Origin of the sequence: Streptomyces sp. NPDC004658, from assembly GCF_040609555.1 — a bacterium.
In the GTDB taxonomy this organism is placed as follows: Bacteria; Actinomycetota; Actinomycetes; order Streptomycetales; family Streptomycetaceae; genus Streptomyces.
Map to the genome: position 1 here is coordinate 42,255 of NZ_JBEXKG010000014.1, position 24,375 is coordinate 66,629.

Annotated in this window: 26 protein-coding genes; 14 read left to right on the plus strand and 12 right to left on the minus strand. The window is 72.8% G+C overall.

Annotated features, from left to right (window positions below; all coding sequences use genetic code 11):
- Nucleotides 1–3 precede the first annotated feature (3 nt).
- From ABZV94_RS08265 to ABZV94_RS08275, 3 genes are all read right to left on the minus strand, one after another.
- Complete coding sequence (locus tag ABZV94_RS08265) at nucleotides 4–630, minus strand: cytochrome b/b6 domain-containing protein (protein ID WP_356338463.1); 627 nt, start codon at nucleotides 628–630, stop codon at nucleotides 4–6.
- The gene (locus ABZV94_RS08270) at nucleotides 614–1,354 is read right to left on the minus strand and encodes a molybdopterin-dependent oxidoreductase (protein WP_356338465.1); all 741 of its coding nucleotides are present in this window, start codon (nucleotides 1,352–1,354) and stop codon (nucleotides 614–616) included. The genes ABZV94_RS08265 and ABZV94_RS08270 overlap by 17 nt, the downstream gene beginning before the upstream one ends.
- A gap of 236 nt (nucleotides 1,355–1,590) precedes the next feature.
- Complete coding sequence (locus tag ABZV94_RS08275; RefSeq protein ID WP_356338467.1) at nucleotides 1,591–2,565, minus strand: hypothetical protein; 975 nt, start codon at nucleotides 2,563–2,565, stop codon at nucleotides 1,591–1,593.
- A 395-nt stretch (nucleotides 2,566–2,960) separates the two neighbouring features.
- Here ABZV94_RS08275 and ABZV94_RS08280 point away from each other — a divergent pair, with 395 nt between their 5' ends.
- The 7 genes from ABZV94_RS08280 (at nucleotide 2,961) to ABZV94_RS08310 (ending at nucleotide 8,134) form a co-directional block, all read left to right on the plus strand.
- Nucleotides 2,961–3,857, plus strand: a complete 897-nt coding sequence (locus ABZV94_RS08280) for a DMT family transporter (protein ID WP_356338468.1) — start codon at nucleotides 2,961–2,963, stop codon at nucleotides 3,855–3,857.
- 81 nt (nucleotides 3,858–3,938) lie between these two features.
- On the plus strand, nucleotides 3,939–4,454 hold the full coding sequence (locus ABZV94_RS08285; RefSeq protein ID WP_356338470.1) for an NUDIX domain-containing protein: 516 nt from the start codon (nucleotides 3,939–3,941) through the stop codon (nucleotides 4,452–4,454).
- Nucleotides 4,455–4,475: 21 nt separating this feature from the next.
- Nucleotides 4,476–4,868: a DUF202 domain-containing protein gene (locus tag ABZV94_RS08290; protein WP_356338472.1), complete on the plus strand. Its 393-nt coding sequence runs from the start codon at nucleotides 4,476–4,478 to the stop codon at nucleotides 4,866–4,868.
- The gene (locus tag ABZV94_RS08295) at nucleotides 4,865–5,191 is read left to right on the plus strand and encodes a DUF202 domain-containing protein (protein WP_356338473.1); all 327 of its coding nucleotides are present in this window, start codon (nucleotides 4,865–4,867) and stop codon (nucleotides 5,189–5,191) included. Before ABZV94_RS08290 ends, ABZV94_RS08295 begins: the two co-directional genes overlap by 4 nt.
- Before the next feature lie 222 nt (nucleotides 5,192–5,413).
- Entirely contained in the window at nucleotides 5,414–5,713 is a 300-nt protein-coding gene (locus tag ABZV94_RS08300) for a hypothetical protein (RefSeq protein ID WP_356338475.1), read from the plus strand.
- 169 nt (nucleotides 5,714–5,882) lie between these two features.
- The gene (locus ABZV94_RS08305) at nucleotides 5,883–6,905 is read left to right on the plus strand and encodes a phosphotransferase family protein (protein ID WP_356338478.1); all 1,023 of its coding nucleotides are present in this window, start codon (nucleotides 5,883–5,885) and stop codon (nucleotides 6,903–6,905) included.
- A 5-nt stretch (nucleotides 6,906–6,910) separates the two neighbouring features.
- A complete protein-coding gene (locus ABZV94_RS08310) occupies nucleotides 6,911–8,134 on the plus strand; it encodes an acyl-CoA dehydrogenase family protein (RefSeq protein WP_356338480.1) in 1,224 nt (407 codons plus the stop codon).
- A gap of 41 nt (nucleotides 8,135–8,175) precedes the next feature.
- On the opposite strand, the gene ABZV94_RS08315 is transcribed toward ABZV94_RS08310, so the two are convergent.
- Genes ABZV94_RS08315 through ABZV94_RS08325 form a run of 3 tightly spaced genes read right to left on the minus strand, consistent with a single transcriptional unit; the run spans nucleotide 8,176 to nucleotide 11,226 of the window.
- Nucleotides 8,176–8,769, minus strand: a complete 594-nt coding sequence (locus tag ABZV94_RS08315; protein ID WP_356338482.1) for a TetR/AcrR family transcriptional regulator — start codon at nucleotides 8,767–8,769, stop codon at nucleotides 8,176–8,178.
- A 25-nt stretch (nucleotides 8,770–8,794) separates the two neighbouring features.
- Nucleotides 8,795–10,456: an AMP-binding protein gene (locus tag ABZV94_RS08320; protein ID WP_356338484.1), complete on the minus strand. Its 1,662-nt coding sequence runs from the start codon at nucleotides 10,454–10,456 to the stop codon at nucleotides 8,795–8,797.
- On the minus strand, nucleotides 10,453–11,226 hold the full coding sequence (locus ABZV94_RS08325) for an SDR family oxidoreductase (RefSeq protein ID WP_356338486.1): 774 nt from the start codon (nucleotides 11,224–11,226) through the stop codon (nucleotides 10,453–10,455). The genes ABZV94_RS08320 and ABZV94_RS08325 overlap by 4 nt, the downstream gene beginning before the upstream one ends.
- A gap of 180 nt (nucleotides 11,227–11,406) precedes the next feature.
- Here ABZV94_RS08325 and ABZV94_RS08330 point away from each other — a divergent pair, with 180 nt between their 5' ends.
- Complete coding sequence (locus tag ABZV94_RS08330) at nucleotides 11,407–12,630, plus strand: DUF1343 domain-containing protein (RefSeq protein ID WP_356338487.1); 1,224 nt, start codon at nucleotides 11,407–11,409, stop codon at nucleotides 12,628–12,630.
- 83 nt (nucleotides 12,631–12,713) lie between these two features.
- Entirely contained in the window at nucleotides 12,714–14,015 is a 1,302-nt protein-coding gene (locus tag ABZV94_RS08335; RefSeq protein ID WP_356338490.1) for a serine-threonine protein kinase, read from the plus strand.
- Between the two features lie 18 nt (nucleotides 14,016–14,033).
- Here the strand turns inward: ABZV94_RS08335 and ABZV94_RS08340 are convergent, their stop codons facing one another.
- Nucleotides 14,034–16,823 carry a penicillin acylase family protein gene (locus ABZV94_RS08340; protein WP_356338492.1) on the minus strand — a complete coding sequence of 930 codons (2,790 nt, stop codon included), beginning with the start codon at nucleotides 16,821–16,823 and terminating at the stop codon, nucleotides 14,034–14,036.
- A 207-nt stretch (nucleotides 16,824–17,030) separates the two neighbouring features.
- Here ABZV94_RS08340 and ABZV94_RS08345 point away from each other — a divergent pair, with 207 nt between their 5' ends.
- Entirely contained in the window at nucleotides 17,031–17,633 is a 603-nt protein-coding gene (locus tag ABZV94_RS08345) for a hypothetical protein (protein ID WP_356338494.1), read from the plus strand.
- 86 nt (nucleotides 17,634–17,719) lie between these two features.
- Nucleotides 17,720–18,457, plus strand: coding sequence for a 3-keto-5-aminohexanoate cleavage protein (locus ABZV94_RS08350; protein WP_356338495.1), 738 nt, complete (start codon nucleotides 17,720–17,722; stop codon nucleotides 18,455–18,457).
- Nucleotides 18,458–18,529: 72 nt separating this feature from the next.
- On the opposite strand, the gene ABZV94_RS08355 is transcribed toward ABZV94_RS08350, so the two are convergent.
- A complete protein-coding gene (locus ABZV94_RS08355) occupies nucleotides 18,530–19,486 on the minus strand; it encodes a WYL domain-containing protein (RefSeq protein ID WP_356338496.1) in 957 nt (318 codons plus the stop codon).
- A 165-nt stretch (nucleotides 19,487–19,651) separates the two neighbouring features.
- Here ABZV94_RS08355 and ABZV94_RS08360 point away from each other — a divergent pair, with 165 nt between their 5' ends.
- Nucleotides 19,652–20,338, plus strand: a complete 687-nt coding sequence (locus ABZV94_RS08360; protein ID WP_356338498.1) for an alpha/beta hydrolase — start codon at nucleotides 19,652–19,654, stop codon at nucleotides 20,336–20,338.
- 49 nt (nucleotides 20,339–20,387) lie between these two features.
- On the opposite strand, the gene soxR is transcribed toward ABZV94_RS08360, so the two are convergent.
- Nucleotides 20,388–20,846 (minus strand): redox-sensitive transcriptional activator SoxR, encoded by a 459-nt coding sequence (gene soxR, locus ABZV94_RS08365; protein WP_356338500.1) that lies wholly within the window; start codon nucleotides 20,844–20,846, stop codon nucleotides 20,388–20,390.
- A 104-nt stretch (nucleotides 20,847–20,950) separates the two neighbouring features.
- Here soxR and ABZV94_RS08370 point away from each other — a divergent pair, with 104 nt between their 5' ends.
- The gene (locus tag ABZV94_RS08370) at nucleotides 20,951–21,412 is read left to right on the plus strand and encodes a MaoC family dehydratase (protein ID WP_356338502.1); all 462 of its coding nucleotides are present in this window, start codon (nucleotides 20,951–20,953) and stop codon (nucleotides 21,410–21,412) included.
- 7 nt (nucleotides 21,413–21,419) lie between these two features.
- Here ABZV94_RS08370 and ABZV94_RS08375 read toward each other — a convergent pair whose 3' ends face one another.
- From ABZV94_RS08375 to ABZV94_RS08385, 3 genes are all read right to left on the minus strand, one after another.
- Nucleotides 21,420–22,043 (minus strand): TetR/AcrR family transcriptional regulator, encoded by a 624-nt coding sequence (locus tag ABZV94_RS08375; protein ID WP_356338504.1) that lies wholly within the window; start codon nucleotides 22,041–22,043, stop codon nucleotides 21,420–21,422.
- A gap of 74 nt (nucleotides 22,044–22,117) precedes the next feature.
- Entirely contained in the window at nucleotides 22,118–22,405 is a 288-nt protein-coding gene (locus tag ABZV94_RS08380; RefSeq protein ID WP_356338506.1) for a YiaA/YiaB family inner membrane protein, read from the minus strand.
- A 70-nt stretch (nucleotides 22,406–22,475) separates the two neighbouring features.
- Nucleotides 22,476–23,627, minus strand: coding sequence for an acyl-CoA dehydrogenase family protein (locus ABZV94_RS08385; protein ID WP_356338555.1), 1,152 nt, complete (start codon nucleotides 23,625–23,627; stop codon nucleotides 22,476–22,478).
- A gap of 90 nt (nucleotides 23,628–23,717) precedes the next feature.
- On the opposite strand from ABZV94_RS08385, the gene ABZV94_RS08390 reads away from it, so the two are divergent.
- Nucleotides 23,718–24,353: a TetR/AcrR family transcriptional regulator gene (locus tag ABZV94_RS08390; RefSeq protein WP_356338508.1), complete on the plus strand. Its 636-nt coding sequence runs from the start codon at nucleotides 23,718–23,720 to the stop codon at nucleotides 24,351–24,353.
- Nucleotides 24,354–24,375: the final 22 nt, after the last annotated feature.

Sequence of the window (24,375 nt, forward strand, 5' to 3'; positions counted from 1 at the left end):
GGGCTACGGGCGCCAGAGCGGGTGTTCCCGGTTCGCCCACTGCTCGCTCACCGTTCCCGTCCGCAGCCCCCGCCTCGCTTCCGGGTCCCCCAGGGCCATGCCGATGTGGCCGGCCAGGACCACACCGATCGTCAGGGCCAGCCAGTCGTGGACGAAGGTCGCCGAGGTGCGCCACATCAGCGGGGTGAGACGGGTGAACCACATCATCAGGCCGGTGCCGAGCATGACCAGGGTCGCGCCGGCGATCCACGCCGCGTAGACCTTCTGACCGGCGTTGAACTTGCCCGCGGGGCGCGAGCCGTGGCGTCGGTCGCGGCGCAGCGCGGCACGCAGCCAGACCCGGTCGTGCGGGCCGAAGCGGTTGAGGAAGCGCAGGTCGGCGCGGAAGGCGCGGGAGGCCAGGCCCAGCAGGACCGGCACCGGCAGCGCGAGTCCCGCACACTCGTGCACCCGGACGACCAGTTCCCGGCGGCCGACCAGGACCGCCAGCTGCGGGATGTACAGGACGGCCGCGGTCACCACGCACACGCCCATCAGCGCGGCCGTCGCGCGGTGCACCCAGCGTTCGGCGCGGGTGAAGCGGTGGACGCGGGCGCTCGGCGGGGCCGGGGTGTCAGCTCGTAGGCTCATCGTCGCGTCCGTTCGAGCGGCCGACCCAGGCGTCGACGTCGTAGCCGAGGTTCTCCCAGTAGCCCGGCTGGACCCGGTCGGTGACGGTGATGCCGGAGAGCCATTTGGCGGACTTGTAGAAGTACATGGGGGCGACGTAGAGGCGGACCGGGCCGCCGTGGTCGTGGCCGATGTCCTTGTCCTGCATCCGCAGGGCGACCAGCACGTCCGGACGGCGCGCCTGGCGGAGGGTGAGGCTCTCGGTGTAGGTGCCGTCGAAGCAGGTGAAGCGGAGGGCTCTGGCGGAGGAGCGGACGCCCGCCGCGTCGAGCAGGTGGGACAGGCGTACGCCCTCGAAGGGGGTGCCGGGGACCCGCCAGCCGGTGACGCACTGGACGTCCTTGACCAGCCGGGTCTGCGGCAGGGCGCGCAGCTCGTCGAGGGTGTAGCCGCGCGGGTGGTCGACCAGGCCGTCGATGGTGAGGCGGTAGTCCGCGGCGGTCCGGTGCGGGACGGACGCGGCGACGGAGTAGTAGCGGAAGCCGCCCCCGTTGGGCAGCAGACCGGTCAGGCCGGTGGGGTCCTTGCCGGCGACTCCGCCGAGGAAGCCTTCGACGCCGCGTTGCAGCGCGGGTGCCGCGACCACGCCGAGGGCGCCCAGTCCGAGGGTGCCGAGGAAGACGCGGCGGCCGATGGGCCGGCCGTCCCGTTCGGGTGCGGGTTCCTCGGATTGTTCAGCGTTCACGTTTTCATTCGAGCACTCGGGGCCGCGCGGGGCCAGACGATCGGGCCACTGGTCAGATTTCCGTAATCACTTCTTACGTACGACGGGATCGGGATGCGCGTACGACCAGGGCACCGGGGTCGCGTGAGCGCCGATGCGCTGGAAGAGGGCCGCCGCCTCCGCCGGCCGGCCGGCCCAGGACAGGGCGAACGCGAAGTTGGTTCAGGCCGACCGTACGACCTCCGGGCCCCCGCGTCTCAGGACCCGAGCGCGCGGGCGCGGGCCGCGTGGAAGGCCGCCAGCGGATCGGGATGCGCGTACGACCAGGGCACCGGGGTCGCGTGAGCGCCGATGCGCTGGAAGAGGGCCGCCGCCTCCGCCGGGCGGCCGGCCGAGGACAGGGCGAACGCGAGGTGGTTGAGGTCGAGGTGGCGGCGCGGGTGTTCGTCGTGCTCCCATTCCAGCCACCAGTCGAAGCAGGCGCGCAGGATGCGCCGTGCGCGCGGGCCGGACCAGTGCCCGGAGGCGGCCGGGCAGGCGGGGGCGAGCCCGGTGGCGGCGAGGACCCGGTAGCGCTCGGCGTAGGCGACGACCGGCAGGACGGCCAGCGGCGAGTCGGCGGGGGCCTCGGCGGCGGCCAGCTCGGCGACGTCGTACACCTCGTGCGCCTCGGCCCGGCCGCCGGCGGGCCGTTCGGCGAGGCGGGCGATCAGCAGGTGGTGGGCGTGGTGGTGCTCGGGGTGGCGGCGGCGCAGTTCGGCGAAGGCGGCGAGCACCTCGCGCTCCGGGCCGAGGGTGCGGGCGAGCAGCAGCCGGCCGAGCCAGGGGGTGGGGTCGTCGGGGGCGAGCGCGGCGGCGGTGGCGCAGGCCTCCAGGGCCGGGCCGGGTTCCCCCTTTCCGCGTAACGCGCGGTGCACCAGGGCGAGGGCGAGCAGCGCGGTGGCGTCGGCGGAGCCGGGTTCGGCGGTCAGCCAGTCGGTCGCCCACGCGGCGGCGTAGGGGTCCTGGGCGAGCACGGTGAGGCGGTGGCCGCGGCGGTCCCAGTCGTCGCCGGTGTGCACCAGCAGGGAGCGGGCGGCCTGCCGCCGGCCCTGGGCCAGGGCGGTTCGGGCGGTGCGCAGTTCGGCGTCGTCGAGGGCGGCGTCGAAGGCCCCGGAGGCGTCCTCGGCGGTCTCGCCGGACGGTTCCGTGGGGGCCCGGCGAGCGCCGAGCAGGGGCGGGAGAGGAGGCACCGCGGGACTTCCTGTTTCTCGGGCTGCCATCGACCGATCACGCACAGCAAACCCTCAGCCAAGGGTCGCGTCAAGCGGAACACGGTGTTACGAGCTTCAACTTCCTTGCCCGAAACGGAACTTGATCGTCCCTGTGCAGGTGGGCAGGGTCACGCCTCCCGGGCCACGGCACGTTCCTGTGGCGTATGCCATCACGTTTTCCGGGGCGTACACCCCGGGTTCTGTGGCGTACGCCATGGCGCCGCGCCTCCCGGCCCCGGACCATGGCGAGTCAGGCCCCGGACCCTGACGCGTCAACCGACCGGTTCCGGGTACTTCCGGGGCAATGCCGTCCCGGGAGCGCTACAGTCGGCCACTACCGCCCGTGGTACGGCCGGATGATCGAGGTACACAGCGTGTCGGTTCTGGTTCTCCTTCTCGCCGTGAGCGCGGCTTGCTGTCTGGGCTTCGGCTTCGTGCTCCAGCAGAACGCGGCGCAGAAGGCACCGCTCAGCGACTTCCTCTCCTTCCGCCTGCTGCTCGACCTGATGCGGATACCGCGCTGGCTGGGCGGTCTCGGGCTGATGGTGGCCGGCATGGTGCTGGGCGCGATCGCCCTCGGCAAGGGCGAGATCTCCCTGGTCGAACCGCTGCTCGCGACCAATCTCCTGTTCGCCCTCGCCCTCTCCCGGCACCAGACCGGACAACCGCTCGGCCGCCAGGGCTGGGCCGGGCTGCTCCTGCTCGCGGGCGGGGTGAGCGCGTTCATCGTGGCGGGCGAGCCGCGCGCCGGCACGGCGGTCACCGATCCGCTGCGGCACTGGCTGATCATCGGAGCGGTGGTGGGCGTCGCCCTGGTCCTGACGACGTACGCCAAGCGCTCCCGGCTGAGCTGGGGCCCGGTGCTCCTGGCCCTGGCGGCCGGGCTGCTCTACGGCGTCCAGGACGCGCTGACCCGGGTGAGCGGGACCCGCTTCTCCGAGGGTGGCCTGACCGAGCTGTTCACCGGCTGGCAGCCGTACGGCGTGGTGGCCTGCGGGGTCACCGGTCTCGTCCTGGTGCAGAGCGCGTTCGAGACGGCCCCGCTGCGCATGTCGCTGCCCGCGCTCACGGCGGCCGAGCCGCTCGCCGGGATCCTGTGCGGGGTGGGCTTCATGGGCGACCGGCTGCGCACCGACACCGGCGCGCTGGCCGGGGAGGCGGCCGGGCTCGCGGCGGTGGTGGCGGGCATCGTGCTGCTCGGACTGCATCCCGCGATGCCGTGCGGCACGACGGAGACGGAGCCGGGAGCCCGGGACCTGGAGCGCCGCTGACCGGCCCCGCCCGGACGGGGCGGCCCCCGCCGGGACCGGGCGGCCCCGCCCGGACGGGCCGGCCCTGCTTGGATGGCGGGCATGAATCCTGCTGACGAGATCCTCGACATCGTCGACGAGCACGACCGGGTCGTCGCCCAGTACCCGCGCGGCGAGGCCTACGCCCGGGGGCTGCGCCACCGCTGTGTGTTCATCGAGGCCCGGGACGCGGCCGGCCGGCTCTTCGTGCACCGGCGTACGGCGACCAAGCTGGTGTTCCCCTCCCTGTACGACCTGTTCGTCGGCGGGGTCGTCGGCGCGGGCGAGTCCTACGACGAGGCGGCGCTGCGGGAGGCCGAGGAGGAACTGGGCGTGACCGGTCTGCCCCGCCCGGACTTCCTGTTCAAGTTCCTCTACGACGACGGCGCCGGGAACAGCTGGTGGTCGGCGGTGTACGAGGTCCGCTGCGAGCTGCCCGTCCGGCCCCAGGCGGAGGAGGTCCAGTGGCACGCCTTCCTGCCCGAGGAGGAGGTCGAGCGGCGGCTCGACGAGTGGGAGTGGGTGCCGGACGGACGGGCGGCCTACGAGCGGCTGCGGGCGTTCCGGGCGGGCCGCTGACCGCCCGGTAGGGTCGGCCGCGTGAGCGAATTCGTACGGAACATCCGGCTGTGGTTCGCGCCGGAGCGGGTGCGGGACGAGGGCGGCACGCCCGACTACCGGTTCTCGCTGGCCAACGAGCGCACCTTCCTCGCCTGGCTGCGGACCGCGCTGGCGCTGATCGGCGGCGGATTCGCGGTGGACCAGTTCCTGCCGGACCTGCGCTGGGCGTGGCGGGTAGGACTCGCGCTCGCGCTGCTCGCGGCCGGTGTCCTGTGCTCCCTGCGCGCGGTGAACCACTGGGTGCGCTGCGAGCGCGCGATGCGCCGCGGCGAGGACCTGCCCGCCTCCCGTTTCCCGGCGCTGCTGAGCCTGGTCGTGGCGGTGGTGGCCGTCGCGATGGTGCTGGTGGTCCTGGTGCGGTGGGAAGGGTGAGTGCCGGGGAGGCGGGCGCCGGACGGGATCCCGGGCTCCAGCCCGAGCGCACCCGGCTGGCCTGGCGGCGTACCACCCTGTCGGCCGCCGTGGCCGCCGTCCTGGCCGTGAGAGCGGCGCTGCACGGAGGCGCCTCGGCCACCGGGGTCGCCATGAGTGCGCTGTGCTGCGCCCTGTGCCTGGGCTTCCTCCGGGTCGCCCACCTCCGCATCCACGCCCTGGCGGCCGGCACCCCGCCGCCCGCCCTCGCCCCGCGCCACGCGGCGGCGGCGGTGCTGTGCGCGGTGGCGATGGCGGTGTGCGCGGCGGTGCTGGTGGTCTAGTCGTTGTGGGACTCGCCGGCGGTGCCGCGCGCACCTCGACCAGGACCCGGTCGGGGTCGGCCCTGGGGTCGCGCGGCTCGCCGTACTCCAGCACCTCAGGGCCGCCGTAGCGCCGCCCCTCCGGGGTACTCGTGCGCCACGCGACCGGGATGTCCTGATATGCCACTTTCGCGTGGCAGTCTTCCGACGTCAGGCACCCCGTACCCCCCGAAGGTGAGCACCATGACCACCCTTCACCAGGAACACAGCGAGCACGCGACGCACAGCCACGGACCGGACTGCGGGCACCACGCCGTGCCGCACGGCGACCATGTCGACTACGTCCACGACGGCCATCTGCACCGGGAGCACGAGGGCCACTGGGACGAGTGCGAGCCCGCCGGGCACGCCGTCCACGAGGGCCATGAGCATGTGCACCACGACGAGTGCGGGCACGCCCAGGTGCCGCACGGCGACCACGTGGACTATCTGCACGACGGCCACCGGCACGCCGAGCACGAGGACCACTGGGACGACCACTGACCCGCCCAGGACGAGGGCCGACGGCTCCCCGGACAGTGCACCCGGGGGGCCGTCGGCCTATCGTGGCTCCGGTCACGTTCCGCCCGATCTTCCTCACGCGCACTGGACGGCATACCGACCGGTCGGCATCATGAGTCCAGTCCTGTTCGCCCGTTCGTAGGAGTGACGTATGAGCGCCGACCACCCGCCCGGCCTCGACCTGGACCGGCTGCGCGCCTTGCTCGACCGCGAGCGCCCCGGTCTGGTGAACGGCCCGCTGACCGGACGGCTGATCGAGGGCGGACGGTCGAACCTCACCTACGCGCTCTCGGACGGTACGTCGAAGTGGGTCGTCCGGCGTCCGCCGCTCGGCCATGTACTGGCCACCGCGCACGACATGAAGCGCGAGCACCGGGTGATCAGCGCGCTGCACCCGACCCGGGTGCCGGTCCCGCGCCCGCTGCTGCTGTGCGAGGACGAGGAGGTGCTCGGAGCGCCCTTCTACGTCATGGAGTTCGTGGAGGGCACGCCGTACCGCACCGCCGGCCAGCTCGCCCCGCTCGGCGCCGAGCGCACCCGGAACGCGGTGCTGTCCCTGGTGGACACGCTGGTCGAACTGCACGCCGTGGACCCCGCCGAGGTGGGCCTCGCCGACTTCGGCCGCCCGGAGGGCTTCCTGGACCGGCAGTTGCGCCGCTGGGGCAAGCAGCTGGACGCCTCCCGCAACCGCGAGCTGGCGGGCATCGACGAGCTGCACGCGGCCCTCGGCCGCCGGCTGCCCGCCTCCCCCGCCCCGGCGGTCGTCCACGGCGACTACCGCCTGGACAACGTGCTGATCGGGGAGGACGACACGATCAAGGCGATCCTCGACTGGGAGATGTCCACGCTCGGCGACCCGCTCACCGACCTGGGTCTGCTGGTGATGTACAGCCTGCCGCTCGGCATGGCCGACTCGCCCGTCTCCACCACCGCCGAGGCGCCGGGGCACCCCGACCCGCGGGAGCTGGTCGAGCGGTACGCCGCCCGCTCCGGCCGGGACGTCTCGGCCGTCTCCTGGTACACGGCGTTCGCCTGGTTCAAGCTCGCCGTGATCCTGGAGGGCATCCACTACCGGTACACGCTCGGGCAGACGGTCGGCCGCGGCTTCGACCGCATCGGCGACCTGGTGCCCGTCTTCATCGACCACGGACTCACCACCCTTCAGGAAGGCTGACCGGCATGGACTTCGCGTTCGACGCGCGCACCGAGGAGCTGCGCGCCAGGCTCCTCGCCTTCATGGACGAGTACGTCTACCCGGCCGAGGCGGTCGCCGAGGAGCAGCGGGCCGCCCTCGCCTCCCCCTGGGACACCCCGCCCGTGGTCGAGGAGCTGAAGGCCGAGGCCCGCAGGCAGGGCCTGTGGAACCTCTTCCTCCCGGACGCCGAGTACGGTGCCGGGCTGACCAACCTCCAGTACGCGCCGCTCGCCGAGATCACCGGCCGGTCCCCGCACCTCGCGCCGACCGCGACCAACTGCGCAGCGCCCGACACCGGGAACATGGAGGTGCTGGCGCAGTTCGGCACCGAGGAGCAGAAGAAGCAGTGGCTGGAGCCGCTGCTGGCCGGTGAGATCCGCTCGGCGTTCGCGATGACCGAGCCGGAGGTGGCGTCCTCGGACGCCACGAACATCACCACGCACATCGAGCGAGCCTCCGATGGCACGGACGAGTACGTCATCACGGGCCGCAAGTGGTACATCTCCGGCGCGATGAACCCGGACTGCAAGATCTTCATCGTGATGGGCAAGACGGACCCGGACGGGGCGGACATCCGCCGCCAGCAGTCCATGGTCCTGGTCCCGCGCGACACGCCGGGCGTCACCGTCAGGCGCGCGATGCAGGTCTTCGGCTACGAGGACCACGCGCACGGCGGCCACGCCGAGGTCGTCTTCGACCACGCGCGCGTGCCCGTGTCGAACCTCGTCGGCGAGGAGGGCGGCGGCTTCGCCATCGCCCAGGCCCGGCTCGGCCCCGGCCGCATCCACCACTGCATGCGGCTGATCGGGATGGCCGAGCGGGCGATCGAGCTGATGTGCCGGCGCGCGGTGTCCCGGACGGCCTTCGGCAAGGCGCTGGCCCAGCAGGGAGTGGTCCAGAACTGGATCGCCGACGCCCGGGTCACCGTCGAGCAGCTGCGGCTGCTGGTGCTGAAGACGGCCTGGCTGATGGACACCGTCGGCAACAAGGGCGCCCACACGGAGATCCAGGCCATCAAGATCGCCACCCCGCGCGCGGTGGTCGGCATCCTGGACCGGGCGATCCAGCTGCACGGCGCGGGCGGGGTGAGCCAGGACTTCCCGCTGGCCGAGCTGTACGCGAGCGCGCGCACGCTGATGCTCGCCGACGGCCCGGACGAGGTCCACCAGCGGTCGCTGGCCCGCCGGGAGCTGACGAAGTACCTCTGAGGCGCGGGTGACCCCGCAGGACGCCGTGCCGTGGGGGTCCGCTACGGCCGCAGGGCCCGCAGGAGCAGGTCGGCCAGGTGGTCGGCGACCTCCTGCGGGCTCATCGGGCCGTCCGGCCGGTACCAGGTCGACAGGTGGTGGACCGAGCCGAAGTGGTAGTCCACGACCAGGTCGGCCGGCGTCGCCGTGGAGAAGACGCCCGCCTTCTGGCCCTCCTCCACGAGCGCGCGGAAGCGCTCGTGGTAGCGCCGGCGCTCGGCGCGGACCTGCTTGTTCTTCTCCGGACTCAGGTGGTGCATGGACCGGAAGAAGATCATCGCGTCGTCGAGGTTGTCGATCGTCGTGACGACGACGTCCGCCGCCGCGTCCCTGAGCCGCTTCTCCACGGGCTCGTCGGCGTTCGCGAACGTGTCCAGCCGCTCCTGCTGGAGGCGCAGCACGCGCGCGTACACCTCGTGCAGCAGGTCGTCCTTGGAGCCGAAGTAGTGGTACAGCGCCCCCTTGGTGACGCCGGCGGCCTCCACGATCTCCTGCACGGAGGTGCGGTCGTAGCCCTGCTCGGCGAAGAGCCGGGTGGCGGCGGCCAGCAGCCGCTGCGGGACGGGGGTCCCGTCTCCGTCCGTCGTCCTGGGCACTGCCGCCACCTGCCTTTCCGTGAGGTCACTCGCTGGTGCGGGAACGCAGTTCCCGCCGGAGGATCTTCCCACTCGCCGTCTTGGGCAAGTCGGGCAGGATCTCCACCTGCCGCGGGTACTTGTAGGCGGCCAGTCTCTCCTTGCAGTACACCGCGAGTTCATCCGGGTCCGCCTCGGCCTCCGGACGGAGGCTGATGTAGGCCTTGACGGTCTCGCCACGGTACCCGTCGGGGACGCCGACGACGGCCGCCTCGCGCACCGCGGGGTGCGTGTAGAGGACGTCCTCGACCTCGCGCGGCCACACCTTGAAGCCGGACGCGTTGATCATGTCCTTCTTGCGGTCCACGACGTACAGCCAGCCCTGCTCGTCCATGAACCCGATGTCGCCGGTGCGCAGCTCGCCGTCCGGGAAGGTCTCGGCGGTGGCGTCCGGCCGCCGCCAGTAGCCGGGCACCACCTGCGGGCCGCGTACGACGATCTCGCCGTGCTCCCCGAGCGGCACCTCGGCACCCTGCTCGTCCACGATCCGCACGACCGTGTCGGCGCCGGGCAGCCCGACGGACAGCGTCCCGGAGACCGGGTCCACGGGGGCCTGGAGGTGGGGCGGGACGGAGGCGCAGGGGGCGGTGCACTCGGTGAGGCCGTAGCCGACGCGGATGTACGGCCCGAACCGCTCCCGGAACCTCTCCACCAGCGCCGGGGGCACGGGCGCGCCGCCCGAGGACAGGTTCACGAAGGAGGCGAAGTGCTCGCGGGTCACCTCGGGGTGGGCGGCGAGCGCCATGTAGGCGGTGGAGGGACCGACGGTGTAGTGCGGGCGGTGCTCGGCGAAGGCCTCCAGGACGACCCCGGGCTCGAAGCGGTAGGTGAGCACGAGGGTGCCCGCGCTGTTCAGACAGGCGCCGAACTGGCAGACCATGCCGGTGATGTGGAAGAGCGGTGCGAGCGCGTAGTACACGGGCGCCTCGGGCAGGCCGAGCCCGGTGGCCTGCCGCTCGGCGTTGTACATCACGTTCGCGTGCGTGTTGGTGGCGCCCTTGGGCGTGCCGCTGGTGCCCGAGGTGTAGCTGATCAGGGCGATGTCGTCCGGGCGCGGCGAGCGGCCCTCGGGGGCCCGGCCGCCCTGCCGGGCGACGGCCACCAGGTCGTCGGCGTCCGGGGCCTGGGGCAGCCGCTCGAAGGCCAGCACGCGCGCGTCGTCGCGGGTCTGGAAGTCCCGTTCGCAGGCGGTGAGCACGATCCGCACCGGCGAGCCGGCGGCCGTCTCCCGCAGGTACGACTCCCAGGCGCGGTCGGAGCAGATGAGCGCGGCCACCTCGCCGTCCCGCAGGACGTGCGCCACCTCCCCCGACTTGTACATGGGGTTGACCGGGACGACGGTCGCGCCCGCCTTCCAGGCGCCGAGCACGGCGAGCACGAAGTGCGGGGAGTTCTGCAGCAGGACGGCCACCCGGTCGCCGCGCTCCAGGCCGCGCGCGGCGAGGTGGGCGGCGACGGCGTCGGTCAGCTCGTCGACCTCCCGGTAGCTCAGCCGGGCGTCGAAGTAGGCGAGGAAGGTGCGGTCGGGGGCCTCGGCGACGGCACCGCGCAGGGCGTGCACGAGCGAGTCGGCCGGGTCGACGGGGGCGCGCTGGGCCTCGGTCAGCAGCGCGAGCCAGGGCCGGGCCGCGTACGGGGAGGCGGTCACCGGGCGGCCTCCCACTTCTGCTGGAGGTGGTTCATGTTCGCGAGCCAGCGGTCGGGCTCGCCGGCCCGTACCTGGTAGAAGCCGGCGACCTCGGGGTGCGGCAGGATCAGGAAGCGGTCCTGCTCGATGCCCTGGAAGAGGGCGTCGGCGACGGTCTCCGGCGCGATCGCGGTCGGCTGGAGCACCAGGTCGCCCGCGCTGCCGGTGGCGGCCAGCATGTCGGTGCGCACGCCCTGCGGGCAGATGGCGTGGACCTTGATCCCCCGGTGCCGGTACGTCAGCGACAGCCACTCGGCGAAGGCGTAGGCCCCGTGCTTGGTCACGCTGTAGGAGGGCGCGCCGATCATGGTGAGCAGTCCGGCGGCGGAGACGGTGGAGACGAACCGGCCGGTGCCCCGCTCCAGCCAGTCGGGCAGCAGGGCGTGCGCGGCCCGGACGTGGGCCATCAGGTTCACGTCCCACGAGGTGGCCCAGGTCCTCTCGTCCAGGCCGCCTTCGAGGTCGCCGTCCTCGAAGGCGACGCCCGCGTTGGCGCAGTAGACGTCCACCGTGCCGCCGAGCGCGTCACGGGCCTCGGCGATGACGGCGGAGGCGTCACCGGGCACGGCGGTCCCGCCGATCTCGTCGGCGACCGCCTTGGCCTTCCCCGCGTCCAGGTCGTTCACCACGACCCGCGCCCCCTCGGCGGCGAACCGCCGGGCCAGCGCGGCCCCGATCCCCCCACCGGCTCCGGTGACGACCACTCCCGCATCCTGCACGGCTTCCACCATCGGTCTCCTTCGACACGGTGCGACTCGGCTCAGCGGTCGTCAGACTAACCGGTCGGTATGTGTAAAAGAAAGGGTGACTGCACCAACCTCTAGGGGCGCGGGGCGTTGCCGATATGCGGCTCCGCCGCGCGTGCGCGAGCAACCCAGACGGCCCGCACGTGCCCACTCACCGGAGGCCCCATGCACCTGTCCCGACGGACCCTTCTCGCATCGGCGACGACAGCGGCCCTGCCCGCCAGCACGCCCGAACGCCGCGAGCATCTCCACACCGGCTTCGAAAGACTCGCGGCCGACGGCTACGCACTCCTGTCCGGCCAGAGAGTGGGTGTCGTCACCAACCCCACCGGCATCACGAGGGACGCCGAGCACATCGTCGACGTGATGCACCGGGACCCCCGCGTCCGGCTGGCCGCGGTCTTCGGCCCGGAGCACGGCTTCCGGGGCACCGCGCAGGCCGGCGGCTCCGAGGGCCGCTACGACGACCCCGCGACCGGCCTGCCGGTGTACGACACGTACCTCAAGAGCGGCCGGCCGCTCGCCGACGTCTTCACCGCCTCCGGGGTCGACACCGTCGTCTTCGACATCCAGGACGTCGGCGCCCGCTTCTACACGTACATCTGGACCCTCTACGACTGCATGGAGGCCGCCCAGCTCGCCGGCAAGCGGTTCGTCGTGCTGGACCGCCCGAACCCGGTGACCGGACGCGAGGCGCGGGGGCCGGTGCTGCACAAGGAGTTCGCCACCTTCGTCGGCCGGCAGCCGATCGCGCAGGCGCACGGGATGACCGTGGCGGAACTGGCCCGCCTGTTCAACGGGGAGTTCCTGGCCACGCCCGTCCCGCTGGAGACCGTCCGCATGTCGGGCTGGAAGCGGTCCGGCTTCTACGACGCCTCCGGCCTGCCCTGGGTGCCGCCGAGCCCCAACATGCCCACGCCGGACACCGCGTTGGTGTACTCCGGGACCTGCCTGTTCGAGGGCACCAACCTCTCCGAGGGGCGCGGCACGACCCGGCCCTTCGAACTCCTCGGCGCCGAGGGTCTCGACGGCCGCTGGGCCGCCGCCGCGAACGAGGCGGGCCTGCCGGGTGTGCAGTTCCGGGAGGCGTACTTCGCGCCCACGTTCTCCAAGTTCCAGGGCAGGACCGTCGGCGGGGTGCAGATCCATGTGACCGACCGGGCCGCCTACGACCCCGTGCGCACCGGGATCGCGCTGCTCGTGACGGCCCGGAAGGCGTGGAGCGGCTTCGCCTGGCGGGCCGACGACTGGATCGACAAGCTCACCGGTTCGGCGCGGGTGCGCACGATGATCGACGCGGGCGCCGGCACCGACGAGGTGACGGGCGCCTGGCAGGAGGAACTGGCCGCGTTCCGGCGGATTCGAAAGGAGTATCTCCTCTACAAGTGACACGCGCCGTATGGCCAACCCCGCCTCCGCGCAAGACGATACGTGCGCCGCACACCGTGGTGCGGGAGGCGAGGGAGCCTGGTATGGCGGATCCTGGGACGAGTGTGACTCCCTACTGGGAGCTGACCTTCGACGCGGACGGGGACGCGGACGGCCCCGAACGCGACCGGCTGCTGACGCAGGTCGCGGAGCGGGGCGTCCGTGACCTGATCGTCTTCTCGCACGGCTGGAACAACGACCGCTCGGGCGCGACCGCGCTGTACCGCCGCTTCTTCGCGCCGGTCCCGCAGCTGGCCCCGAAGGCCCGGCTGGGGTACGTCGGCGTGATCTGGCCGTCGATGCGGTTCAGCGACGAGCCGATCCCCGACTTTCCGAGGTCCGTGGCGGCCGTGGAGGCGCAGGCGGCACCGCGCCCGGCGCTGGACAAGGAGACCCGGCGCGCCCTGCTGGAGGCCTTTCCGGGCCGGGCGACCGTGCTGGACCGGCTGGCCCGGATGCTGGACGAACGGCCCGGCGGCACCGCGGGGCTGACCGAGTTCGGGGGGCTGGTGCGGCTGCTGCTGGACGACGACCGGCACGGGGTGGTGGCCGACACGGACGAGGACGGCGAACCGGCCGTGTTCGCCGGCGACCCGGTGACCGCGTGCGAGCAGTTCGCCGAGGCCCTGGCCGCCCTCGACGCGTCCGGCGGCGGCCCCCGGTTCACCCTGCCGAACCCGTGGGACGGCGCGAAGGAACTGCTGCGGCAGGCGACGTACTACCAGATGAAGCGGCGGGCCGGGACGGTCGGCGAGCGCGGACTCGGCCCGCTGCTGGGCAGGTTGGCGGGCGCTGCGCCCGGGGTGCGGGTGCATCTGGTCGGGCACAGCTTCGGCGGCCGGCTGGTGGCGTTCGCGCTGCGCGGGCTGCCCGCGTCCGTGGCCGCGGTGACGTCGGTGACGCTGCTCCAGGGTGCCTTCTCGCACTACGCGTTCGCGGCCCGGCTGCCCCACGCCCCGGACCGGTCGGGCGCGCTCAGGGACCTCCAGCGGCGCGTCGACGGGCCGGTGGTGTGCTGCTACTCGCACTTCGACGCGGCCCTCGGCACGTTCTATCCGCTGGCCTCCCGGCTCGCCGGGGACGACCGCAGCTGCGCGGGCGACGAGATCGCGGCGGTGCTCGGGCCCCGGTGGGGTGCCATGGGCCACGACGGGGTGCAGGCGGTGCCGGGCACCGTCCGGCTCGACCTGGCGGCGGCTCTCGGCGGCCGGCTGCCCGCGTCGGGGTGCGTGAACGTGGACGCGGCGGCCGTGGTCCGGCGCGGGGGCGCGCCGTCCGGGGCGCACAGCGACATCGTGCACCCCGAACTGGCGCGGGTGGTGGTGGCGGCGGGCCGTATCGCCTGACCCGCCGCCCGTGGCGCCTCAGCGGTGCGAGGTGTACTCCACGACCTGCTGGAAGGTCGGCCGGTTCTGCCAGCTGATCTTGCCGTGCTTGATGCCGCCCAGGGTGCGCTGGACGATCGAGTCGGCGCACCACTGGTCGCCCGCCGAGCACTGGTCGTCGCCCGGGTAGACCTGGGCGGCGGTCTTGCCCGCGGCCTCCTTCAGGGTGCTGATCAGGGTGTCCCGGCAGGCGGTGAGGCTGCCGCCGCCGCAGTACGTCCGGGCGAGGCCGCCCCGCACGGACTCCCCGAGCACCGCCCGGATGTCCTTGTCGACGTAGGACCACCAGCCGTACTGGAAGGAGCTGCCGGCGTGCGAGCCGGTCGGGCCGTGACCGGCCGACGGTGCCTCGTCGACCGGCAGGCTGCCGGTGACCGCCGTGTAGAGGTCGCTGCCGAGTCCGGGCTCGAACTCGGCCTTGACCAGCAGCGGCCACCAGGCGTCCAGGATGCGGATCGCGTCGGCGTCGGCGTACTTCTTGGAACCGGCGGACGTCTCCGTGCGCTTGGCGCCGGCGGTCACCCACGCCTGGAGCTTGCTCACCGCCGCGGCGGCCGTGGAGTCGGTCACCGGCGACGAGGTGACCACCGTGAGGAGCTTGGGCAGCACGTCCTCGGCGCGCAGGTCGGCGAGGCCCGCGTCCGCCATGGCCTGCACCAGCTTGGCCCGGGTCACCCCGCCGGTCGCGACCAGCTTCTTCACCCGGTCCTCCAGCAGGTTGCCGCGGTGCACCGAGCCGTCGCCCCAGGACGCGGTCGTGTAGTCCTTGGCCTGCTTGTTGTTCCAGGAGACGTAGTAGTCCTGGTCGACGGAGTTGGGGTGTGCGGAGGGCGGGGTGTAGTCGGCGGTGTTGGTGGCCGGGTCCCAGTTCCGCCACTCGTAGTCCGGCCGGGCCCACACCGGGAACTCGGTGTCGACGCCGTCGGCCCGGACGGGGTTGTCACCGCTGTTGTAGTAGGCGGTGTGCTGGGAGTCGGCGTAGAACCAGTTGAAGGTGAAGTTGATGTGCTGCGCCGCGCTCTGGAAGTCCTGCGGCCCCTTGACGTAGTCGGGGTCGTTGAGCATCTGGAAGCCGATGATGGAGTCGGCCTCGTGCAGGTAGGAGGAGCGCAGGGTGGTGTAGGCGACCTTCTTGCCGCCGACGGTCGCCCGGTACTCCACGGGACCGTACTTGGTCCGCCACGCGCGCATGGTGTACGACCCGGCGGCCGTGCCGTCGGCGGTGGTCGGCTTCCAGGCGTTCTTCTGCTCGATCTTCTCCATGGCCGTGCAGGTGCCGTGGTACAGGTAGTGGTAGTCGTCCTGGCACAGCTCGACGGCGTAGGTGTCGATGATGTCCTGGCCGGAGGTGGTGGCGCTCCAGGAGTAGTCCTGGCCGCGGCCGAGTTCGACGTACATGCTCAGGCCGGCGAAGGAGGCGCCGCGGGCGCTGATGCCCGGGCCCTGGATCTCCTGGAGCATGAGCAGCTGGGGGGCGAAGTAGCCGGTCTGCGGGCCGAAGACGGCGATGGGGTGGCCGCCGGCGGTGTGCTTGCCGCTGACCACGAGGGCGTTGGACATGCCGCGCCGGGCGGAGCCGAGGGCGGTCCGCGCGGCGGAGGACGAGGTGCCGGTGGCGGTCGCGGTGGCCGCGCTGCCGGTGCGGTCGTGGACGAGCGGTTCCAGGGTCACCGAGCCGGGGTCGGGCAGGGCCTCGCCCCGGGCGTCGGCGGGCTTGGCGCCGTAGGGGAAGCTCTTGCCGTCGTGGACGGTGAGGACGGCCTCGGGGTCGTTGCGCTCGCGGAAGGACTCCCAGACCCTGGTGCCCTCCTCGACGCCGTACCTGGCCTGGGCGGCGAGCAGGGAGAGGGCGTTGTCGACCTCGCCGCCACCGCCGGAGCCGAACAGCGAGCCGATCACGGAGGCGAGCGCCACGAGGTCGGTGACCTTGAAGTGTTCTATGGTGCCGGCGTTGGTGATCGAGTCCTTGTGGCCGGTCAGGACGTACTCGCCGGGGAAGTAGCGGCCGCTGTCGGAGGCGTCGATGTAGGCGTTCACGCCGTCCAGATAGGCCTTGACGTCGGCGAGGGCCTGCTGGCCGCGGGCGCCGTTCTTCGCGACCGCGTTGTCGATCTGCGCCTGGAGGTCGGCCTCGGTGTAGGGCGCGTTGCGGTAGAACTGCTGCTCCAGGCCCTGGTTGGCGGGCGCGCCGCCGGCGAAGGAGGTCAGCTGGCCGCGGCCCACGTGCCGGAAGACGTCCATCAGCCACAGCCGGTCCTGGGCGGCCGCGTACCCGGCGCCGAACTCGGTGCCGTAGCGGGTGGTGCCCGTGATGTGCGGCACACCGGTCTTCTTGTCGCGGACGATGGTCACGTCGCCTCGGCCGGCCGGCTTCTCGGTGGAGGCGACCTGGTCGGCGGGGACGCCGAACGAGGCGTCGTTGAAGAAGGTGTTGACCGTGGCGTCGGTCAGGCCCTTGTAGCCGGTGGCCAGGTCGGCGTACGGGCCGAGCTGGTCCTCGGCGTGCGCGGGCTGGGTGCCGAAGACCTGGTTGAGCAGGATCTGGGCGAGCGTCGCGTTGCCGTTCTCACCGGGCGGGAGGATGTCCGAACACCGGCCGCCGCAGTAGTCGTTGGCGGCCGTGGCGTCGGCCGCCGCCACCGCCGTCCCGGTGAGGGGTGAGAGAAGACCGGCGACGAGGACGCATACGGACGCCGTCTTCAGGAACCCGGGGAGTCGGCGGGACGTTCTCAGTCTGTCAAGGGCGGTACGTGGGGTTCGCCGTGGCATGGCAGCTCCTAGCGACAGAGGTGGCCGAACGTTACCGCCGGTATCCCCAGCTTTAAAGATGAACATGCGTCACTTTCTGGAGTCTGGAAGCGGATCACGAGAAGAGATGGAGCCGAATCGCCTGTCGATACGTCTATTCGGCGACGTCCGTGCGACGACGCCGAAGTGACCGAAGTACAGGTGCAGGTGTGACGGAGGTGCAGGGCGATGGCAGGTTTCCGGAGTCTGGCGAGACAGGTACGCGATCCGGGCTGTGATCTGGCGCTGCGGCGCTACTCGCTGCGCAAGTGCCTGGAGAAGTTCGCCCCTTACGGGCATCGGGCGACCTGGGACCATCTGTGCTCCCGGGCGGGGTTCGGCCCCGAGGACCGCTCCCCCGATCCGGTGCGGCTCGTGGCCGCGCTGGAGGAGCTGGAGGAGGCCCGTGACGTCTGGCTCGCCTACGAGACCGACTTCACCGAGCGACGGAGGAAGGAGAAGCACGACGGGCTGCGCCGGCCGGGCAGCGTGGACGACTGGCACCGGCTGACCTGGGGCGGCTTCGGGGTCGCCTGGTGCGACGACCCGCGGCTGCACCCCGATGAGCCGCTGGCGGTGGTGCTGCGCCGGCTGATCGCCGCGCTGGAGCGGGAACCGGGCTCCTCGTGCCCGGTGTGCGACGGCGAGCGCCTGGTGTGGAAGTACGGCCTGGACCACGAGCCGTCGTCCGGTCCGGTGTGCACCGACTGCGGGATCCTGGTGCCGCGTCCGGTCCTCAGCCCGCGGGCCCTGGAGTACGCCCGTCGGGGACGCGTGCTGATGTCGGCCTGAGCGGTGGAGTTCCCAGGGGCGTGGTGAAGGGGGGCGCGTAGGGGATGCCGTGCCCTCTGCCGGCGGGTGTGCGGCACCATCGAGGCATGGTGCAGGTGTGTCTCAACGGGCGCCGTACGGCCGCCGACGGTGTCGCCGTGCCGATGTCCCCGCAGGATCTGGCGCGTTCCGCCGCCGAGGCGGTGGCGGCCGGCGCCCACTCGGTCCACGTCCACCCGAAGACGCCGTGCGGCCACGACAGCCTCTCCCCGCGTGTGCTGGCCCCGGTTCTGGAGGCGATCCGGGCGCGGGTGCCGGTGCCGGTAGGGGTGACCACCGGTGCCTGGGCGGAGCCCGACCCGTCCGCCCGAGTCGCCCGGGTGCGCTCCTGGTCGGTGCTGCCCGACTTCGCCTCGGTCAACTGGCACGAGCCGGGCGCCGAGGAGGTCGCCGGACAGCTCCTGTCGATGGGCGTGGCCGTGGAGGCGGGCGTCTGGTCCGGCACCGAGGGTGTGCGCCGGTTCACCGTCTCGCCGCTCGGGCCGAGGGTGCTGCGGGTGCTGGCCGAGGTGACCGACCCGGACCCGGCGACCGCCGAGGCGTCGGCGCGGGCGCTGCTGGCCGCGCTGGGCACGGCACACGGCCGCCCGGTGCTGCTGCACGGCGAGGAGGGCGGGACCTGGCCGGTGCTCCGGCTGGCGGGCCGGCTGGGCCTCGCCACCCGGATCGGCTTGGAGGACACCCTGCTGCTGCCGGACGGCCGGCGAGCCGTGTCCAACGCCCAGTTGGTGGCGCAGGCGCGGGCCCGGTACGGAGTCGGCGAGGACGGTGCCGGGCGCCCGTGAGGGCAGCGCGGGCAGCGGTGCGGCACAGGGGAGTTCTCCGCCGTTCCGCCGTGCGGCTCCGCCCCGGCCCGGTCAGGGACGGCCGGTCGCGGCCGCGGTGAAGCGCGCCCCCAGCTCCGCGACCGCGGAGCGCAGTTCCTCCCCGCCCTCGACGCGGAAGGCGAACGGCACGCGCGCCAGCCACTCCTGGGCGTAGACGGCCGGGTTGCGCGTGCTGCCGACCAGCACGCACCCGTCCCCCGAGGGTTCGAGCCGTCCCATGGGGGCCGGGATCCAGGGGGCCACGTCGGCGAGGGGGGCGGCGAACACCACGCGGGTGGGGAACACCCATCCGAGGCTCAGGTTCTCCTCCAGCACCGCGACAGGGTCGAGGTCCTCCGGCGGGACGAATCCGCGCGCGGTCGGCCGGACGGCGCGGACCCGGTCGACCCGGTAGGTGCGGATCGCCCCCGCGCGGTGGGAGTGGCACAGCAGGTACCAGCGTCCGTGGCGGACGACGACGGACCAGGGATCGACCTCCGCCTCCCACTCGTCACCGCTCTCGCCGCGGTAGGTGACCGACACACGGCGCCGGGCGGCGACGGCGGCGACGAGTTCGCCGGTGACGGCCGGGTCCGGGCGGACCGCGTACGGGTCCGGTGCGGCCGCCGCGTACTCCCGCAGCAGGGCCGCCTGCCGGCCGACGCTCTCCGGCAGGGCCTTGACGACCTTGCCCAGGGCGGTGCCCACCAGGTCGTCGGCCGCGGCGGCCCGGCCACCGAGAACCGCCATCACCAGGGCGAGGGCCTCGGACTGCGTGAAGTGGACGGGCGGCAGCCGCGTCCCGCGTCCCAGCCGGTACCCGCCGTACGGCCCCCGCGTCGACTCCACGGTGATGCCGGCCTCGCGGAGGATGCCGACGTACCGGCGCGCGGCCCGCTCCGTGACGCCCAGCCGCTCGGCGAGTTCGCCGGCCGTCGTACCGGGGCGGGCCTGGAGGATCTCCAGGGCGCGCAGCGCTCGCGCGGTGGGACTGAGATCGTTCGGCACCCGTGCAGGCTAAGGCCTCTCGTTCGGATCATGCCGGGCTCCGGGCCCTTGAAAGAGTTTCGTCCGCCGCGCCGGTCCGACGGTGGTCGCGGGAGAATCCGGCAGTGCTTCGTCCGGAACCCCTCCTACGGTGACCTCCACGACCTGGAAGAAGGGGAACCGACCATGGACATCCTGCTCATCGGCGGCCTGTGGCTGAACGCGTCCGTGTGGGACCGCGTGGCGTCCACGCTGGAGTCGCTCGGCCATCGCCCGGTGCCGCTCACCCTGCCCGGCCAGGGGGACGGCTCCTCGTCGGCCACGCTGGAGGACCAGGTGGCGGCGGTGCTGGCCGCGGTGGACGCGGCGGCGGACAGGCCGATGGTGGTCGGGCACTCCGCCGCCTGCACGCTGGCCTGGCTGGCCGCCGACCGGCGGCCGGAGCGGCTGGCCAAGGTCGCCCTCATCGGCGGCTTCCCGTTCTCCGACGGCCACACGTACGCCGACTTCTTCGAGGTGCGCGACGGCGTCGTGCCCTTCCCGGACTGGGGCCCCTTCGAGGGGCCGGAGACCGCCGACCTGGACGACGAGGCCCGGCGGGGGCTGGCGGCCGCCGCGATCCCCGTACCGGCGGCGGTCGCCAAGGGCGTGGTGCGGCTGGCGGACGAACGGCGCTACGACGTCCCGGTCCTGGTCGTGTGCCCGGAGTTCACGCCCGCTCAGGCGCGGGAGTGGATCGGCGGCGGTGACGTCCCGGAGCTCGCCCGGGCCAAGCATGTCGACTTCGCCGACCTCGACGCGGGCCACTGGCCCATGGTCTCCCGGCCCGAAGAGCTGGCCCGGATCCTGGCCGCGGCGGCCGACGCGGTCTGACGGGCGCACCGCCGGGCACGAGCGGGGCACCGGCCGGCCTCCTTCCGCCTCAGCGCCGCTCGGCCATCAGCCGCGATCCGGTCTGCCGTTCGCCGAACACGTCGTCCGGGTTGGACAGCACGCACGTCTCCATCGACAGGCAGCCGCATCCGATGCAGTCGGTGAGATGGTCGCGCAGCCGGTTCAGCTGCTGGATGCGCTCGTCCAGTTCCGAACGCCACTTCTCGGACAGGCGCGCCCAGTCCTCCCGGGTCGGCGTCCGTTCCTCGGGCAGTTCGGCGAGGGCCTCCCGGATCGTGGCGAGCGGGATGCCCACCCGCTGGGCCGCGCGGACGAAGGCGACGCGGCGCAGGGTGTCCCGGCTGTAGCGGCGCTGGTTGCCGGGGGTCCGGCGGCTGGAGATCAGTCCCTTGGACTCGTAGAAGTGCAGGGCGGACACCGCGGCTCCGCTGCGGGCGGACAACTGGCCGACGGTCAGCTCGTGGATCTTCTCGGGAATCTGGGGCACCCCTCAGAGATTACCGACCCGGCCGGCCGGCGGTCCGTTGACATCGACCTCTCACGCGACCATGCTAAGCAGTTGCTTAGAGACGCGAGCGAGAGGCCGGGAACATGGCAGAACCGAGGACCTTCACCTCCCCCGACGAGCTGAGGGCGGCCGTGGGCGAGGAGCTGGGCCCCACCGACTGGGTGGAGATCGACCAGAAGCGGATCGACCTGTTCGCCGAGGCGACCGGGGACCACCAGTGGATCCACGTGGACCCGGAGAAGGCCGCCGCCGGACCGTTCGGGACCACCATCGCCCACGGCTACCTCACCCTGTCCCTGCTCCCGCTGTTCGGGCCGCGGCTCATCCAGGTCGAGGGCGTGAAGATGGGCGTCAACTACGGGACGAACAAGGTCCGTTTCCCCGCCCCCGTGCCCGTCGGCTCCCGGCTGCGCGCCACCGGGAAGATCACCGGCGTCGAGGACGTCACCGGCGGTGTGCAGGTGACGGTCGCGTTCACCGTGGAGCGCGAGGGCGGCGACAAGCCGGTGTGCGTCGCCGAGTCGGTGTCCCGGTACTACCTGTAGACCGGGCCTAGCGGGCCCCGACCATGCGCAGCACGAGGTCGGCGTAGAGCGCGCCGACCTCCTCGGGGGTGCGCGGGCCGTTCACGTTGAACCAGCGGGCCACGTCGATGCACAGCGACAGCACGGCGAGCGTGGTGCCCTGGACGTCCAGCACGTCGAACTCGCCCGAGGCCACGCCGTCCTCGATGATCCCGCGCACCTCCGCGTCCACCTGGCGGCGCAGCGCGACGATCTCCGCGCGGGCCTCGGGGCCGAGGGCGTCGAGTTCGTACTGCACGACCCGCGCGGTGGTGCGCCGGCCCGCGTGCCAGCGGACGAAGGAGCCGACCGCGTCGGCCAGCCGCTCGGCCGCGGTGCCCTCCCGCCGTGCCGCGGTGCGCAGGATGTCGAGGGCCTTGTCGTGGCCGATGCGGCTGATCCGGTGGAGCAGCTCTTCCTTGGTCTTGTAGTGGATGTAGAGCGCGGCCGGGCTCATGCCGGCGCGGCCCGCGATGTCACGGGTCGTCGTCGCGTGATAGCCACGCTCGGCGAAGGCCTCCACGGCGGCGACGAGCAGCCGCCGGGCCGCGTCAGGGGTGACCTCTTCCCACGGCTCCACTTCGCCGCCGGTCGTATCCTGCGCCGTACTCATCGCTCGCTCGCCCCTCTCGGTGACAGGAGCACCACCATACCGCCGACAGTGAGCGGGCGCTTAGCCACGTCGCCTCAGAGCTTCTCGAAGGGGTCGTGCTCGGCGAGCAGCTTCTCCAGCCGGGCCTGGTCGACGCGGCTGACGATCTGCCCGGCCTCCTGCCGGTCCCGGATCACCTTGGCGAGGGTGAAGGCGGAGGTGACGAGGTACAGGACGGCGATCCCCAGGAAGCCGCGGACCCAGGCACTGGCGTCGAGCCGGGCGATGCCGATGGCGGTGGCCGCCATGGCGATCGCGAAGGAGGCGACGGCCTGGCCGTAGAAGGCGGCCGTGCTCTGCTGCTTGACCGGTGTGTCACTCATGGCCCCAGCATCGGCGGACGTGGCCCGCGCCACATCCGCCGGGATACTCAGAACCGTGTGCGGCGCGTACTCAGAAGGCCGAGACCCCGGTCAGGGAGCGGCCGATGAGGAGCTTCTGGATCTGGCTGGTGCCCTCGTAGAGGGTCATCACGCGAGCGTCGCGCAGGAGCTTGCCGGCCGGGTACTCGTCGATGTAGCCGTAGCCGCCGAAGACCTGGAGGGCGTTGTTGGCGGCGCGCACCGCGGCCTCGGAGGCGAACAGCTTGGCCTTGGAGGACTCCACGGCGAACGGCTCGCCGCGGTCGATGAGGTCGGCCACCCGCCAGGTCAGCAGCCGGGCCGCGTCCACGTCGACGGCGATGTCGCTGATCAGCTCCTGCACCAGCTGGTGACGGGCGATCGGCTTGCCGAACTGCTCGCGCTCACCGGCGTACTGCACGGCCGCGTCCAGGGCGGCCTGGGCTATCCCGACGCAGCCGGCGGCCACCGACATCCGCCCCTTGGCGAGCGCGGACATGGCGACGGAGAAGCCCTTGCCCTCCGGGCCGAGCATCGCCGAGGCGGGCACCCGCACGTCCTCCAGGACCAGTTCGGCGGTGGCCTGGCCGCGCAGGCCCAGCTTGCCGTGGACGGTACGGCGGGTCAGGCCGGGGGTGTCGGCGGGGACGAGGAACGCGGACACGCCCTTGTGGCCGGGGGCGTCGGTGGAGCGGGCGAAGAGCAGCACCACGTCGGCCCAGGTGCCGTTGGTGATGAACATCTTGGTGCCGTTCACGACGTAGTCGTCGCCGTCGCGCTCCGCCCGGGTGGTGAGGTTGCCCGCGTCGGAGCCGGTGCCCGGCTCGGTGAGCCCGAAGCAGCCGACGTACTCGCCCGCGGTGAGCCCGGGCAGCCAGCGCCGCTTCTGCTCCTCGCTCCCCCAGGCGGCGATCGTCTTGGCGACGAGCCCGAGGGAGACGGAGACGATCCCGCGGACCGAGGAGTCGCCGCGCCCCAGTTCCTCGGTGACCAGGCAGTAGGAGAGGTGGTCGCCGCCGGAGCCGCCGTACTCCTCGGGCACGGTCAGACCGAGGAAGCCGACCTCGCCGAGCTTCTTCACGATGCCCCGGTCGACCTCCTCGGCGCGGTCCCAGGCGACCACGTGCGGGGCGATCTCGCGCTCCACGAAGTCCCGGGCGAGTCGCCGTACGGCCGTCTGCTCCTCGTCGAGCCCCAGGTACACCACGAGATCACTCCATCCACCACGGATCTTGAAAGCCGTACATTTAAATTAGCACTGCTAGTTTCCATGCGCAGCCCTACTATGTGCGCCATGGCCCGACCGCGCAAGCCCCTCCTCAGCACCGACCGGATCGTCGAGACGGCCCGGGACCTCGTGGACCGGGAGGGGCTGGCGGCCGTGTCCACGCGCCGGCTCGCCGCCGAGCTGGGAGTGAGCGGACCCTCGCTCTACAACCACTTCCGCACCAAGGACGAGATCCTGGAGGCGGTCGCGGACTCGGTCAGCGCCCAGGTCGACCTGTCGATGTTCGAGGACGGCCGGGACTGGCGGACGGCGCTGCACGACTGGGCCGTCTCCTACCGGGCCGCCCTGCGCGACCACCCGAACATCGTCCCCGTCCTCGCCCGGGGCCCCGGCCGCCGCCCGGCCGCGCTGCGGCTGGCCGACGCGGTCTACGGCGCGATGGTCGACGCCGGCTGGCCGCCGGCGCAGGCCACCTCCATCGGCGCGCTGATGCGCTACTTCATCATGGGCTCGGCGCTCGGCTCCTTCGCCGGCGGCTTCGTGGACGACGCGAGCGCCTACGACCCCGCCGACTACCCCCACCTCGGCCAGGCCCACCTCCTCGCCGAACAGCAGGAGAAGATCGACGAACGGGCCTTCGAGGCGGGACTCACCGCGCTGCTGGACGGACTGGCCCACCAGTACCGGCAGGTCCGGGTGTGAGGACGCGGGGGCCGGCGGCACT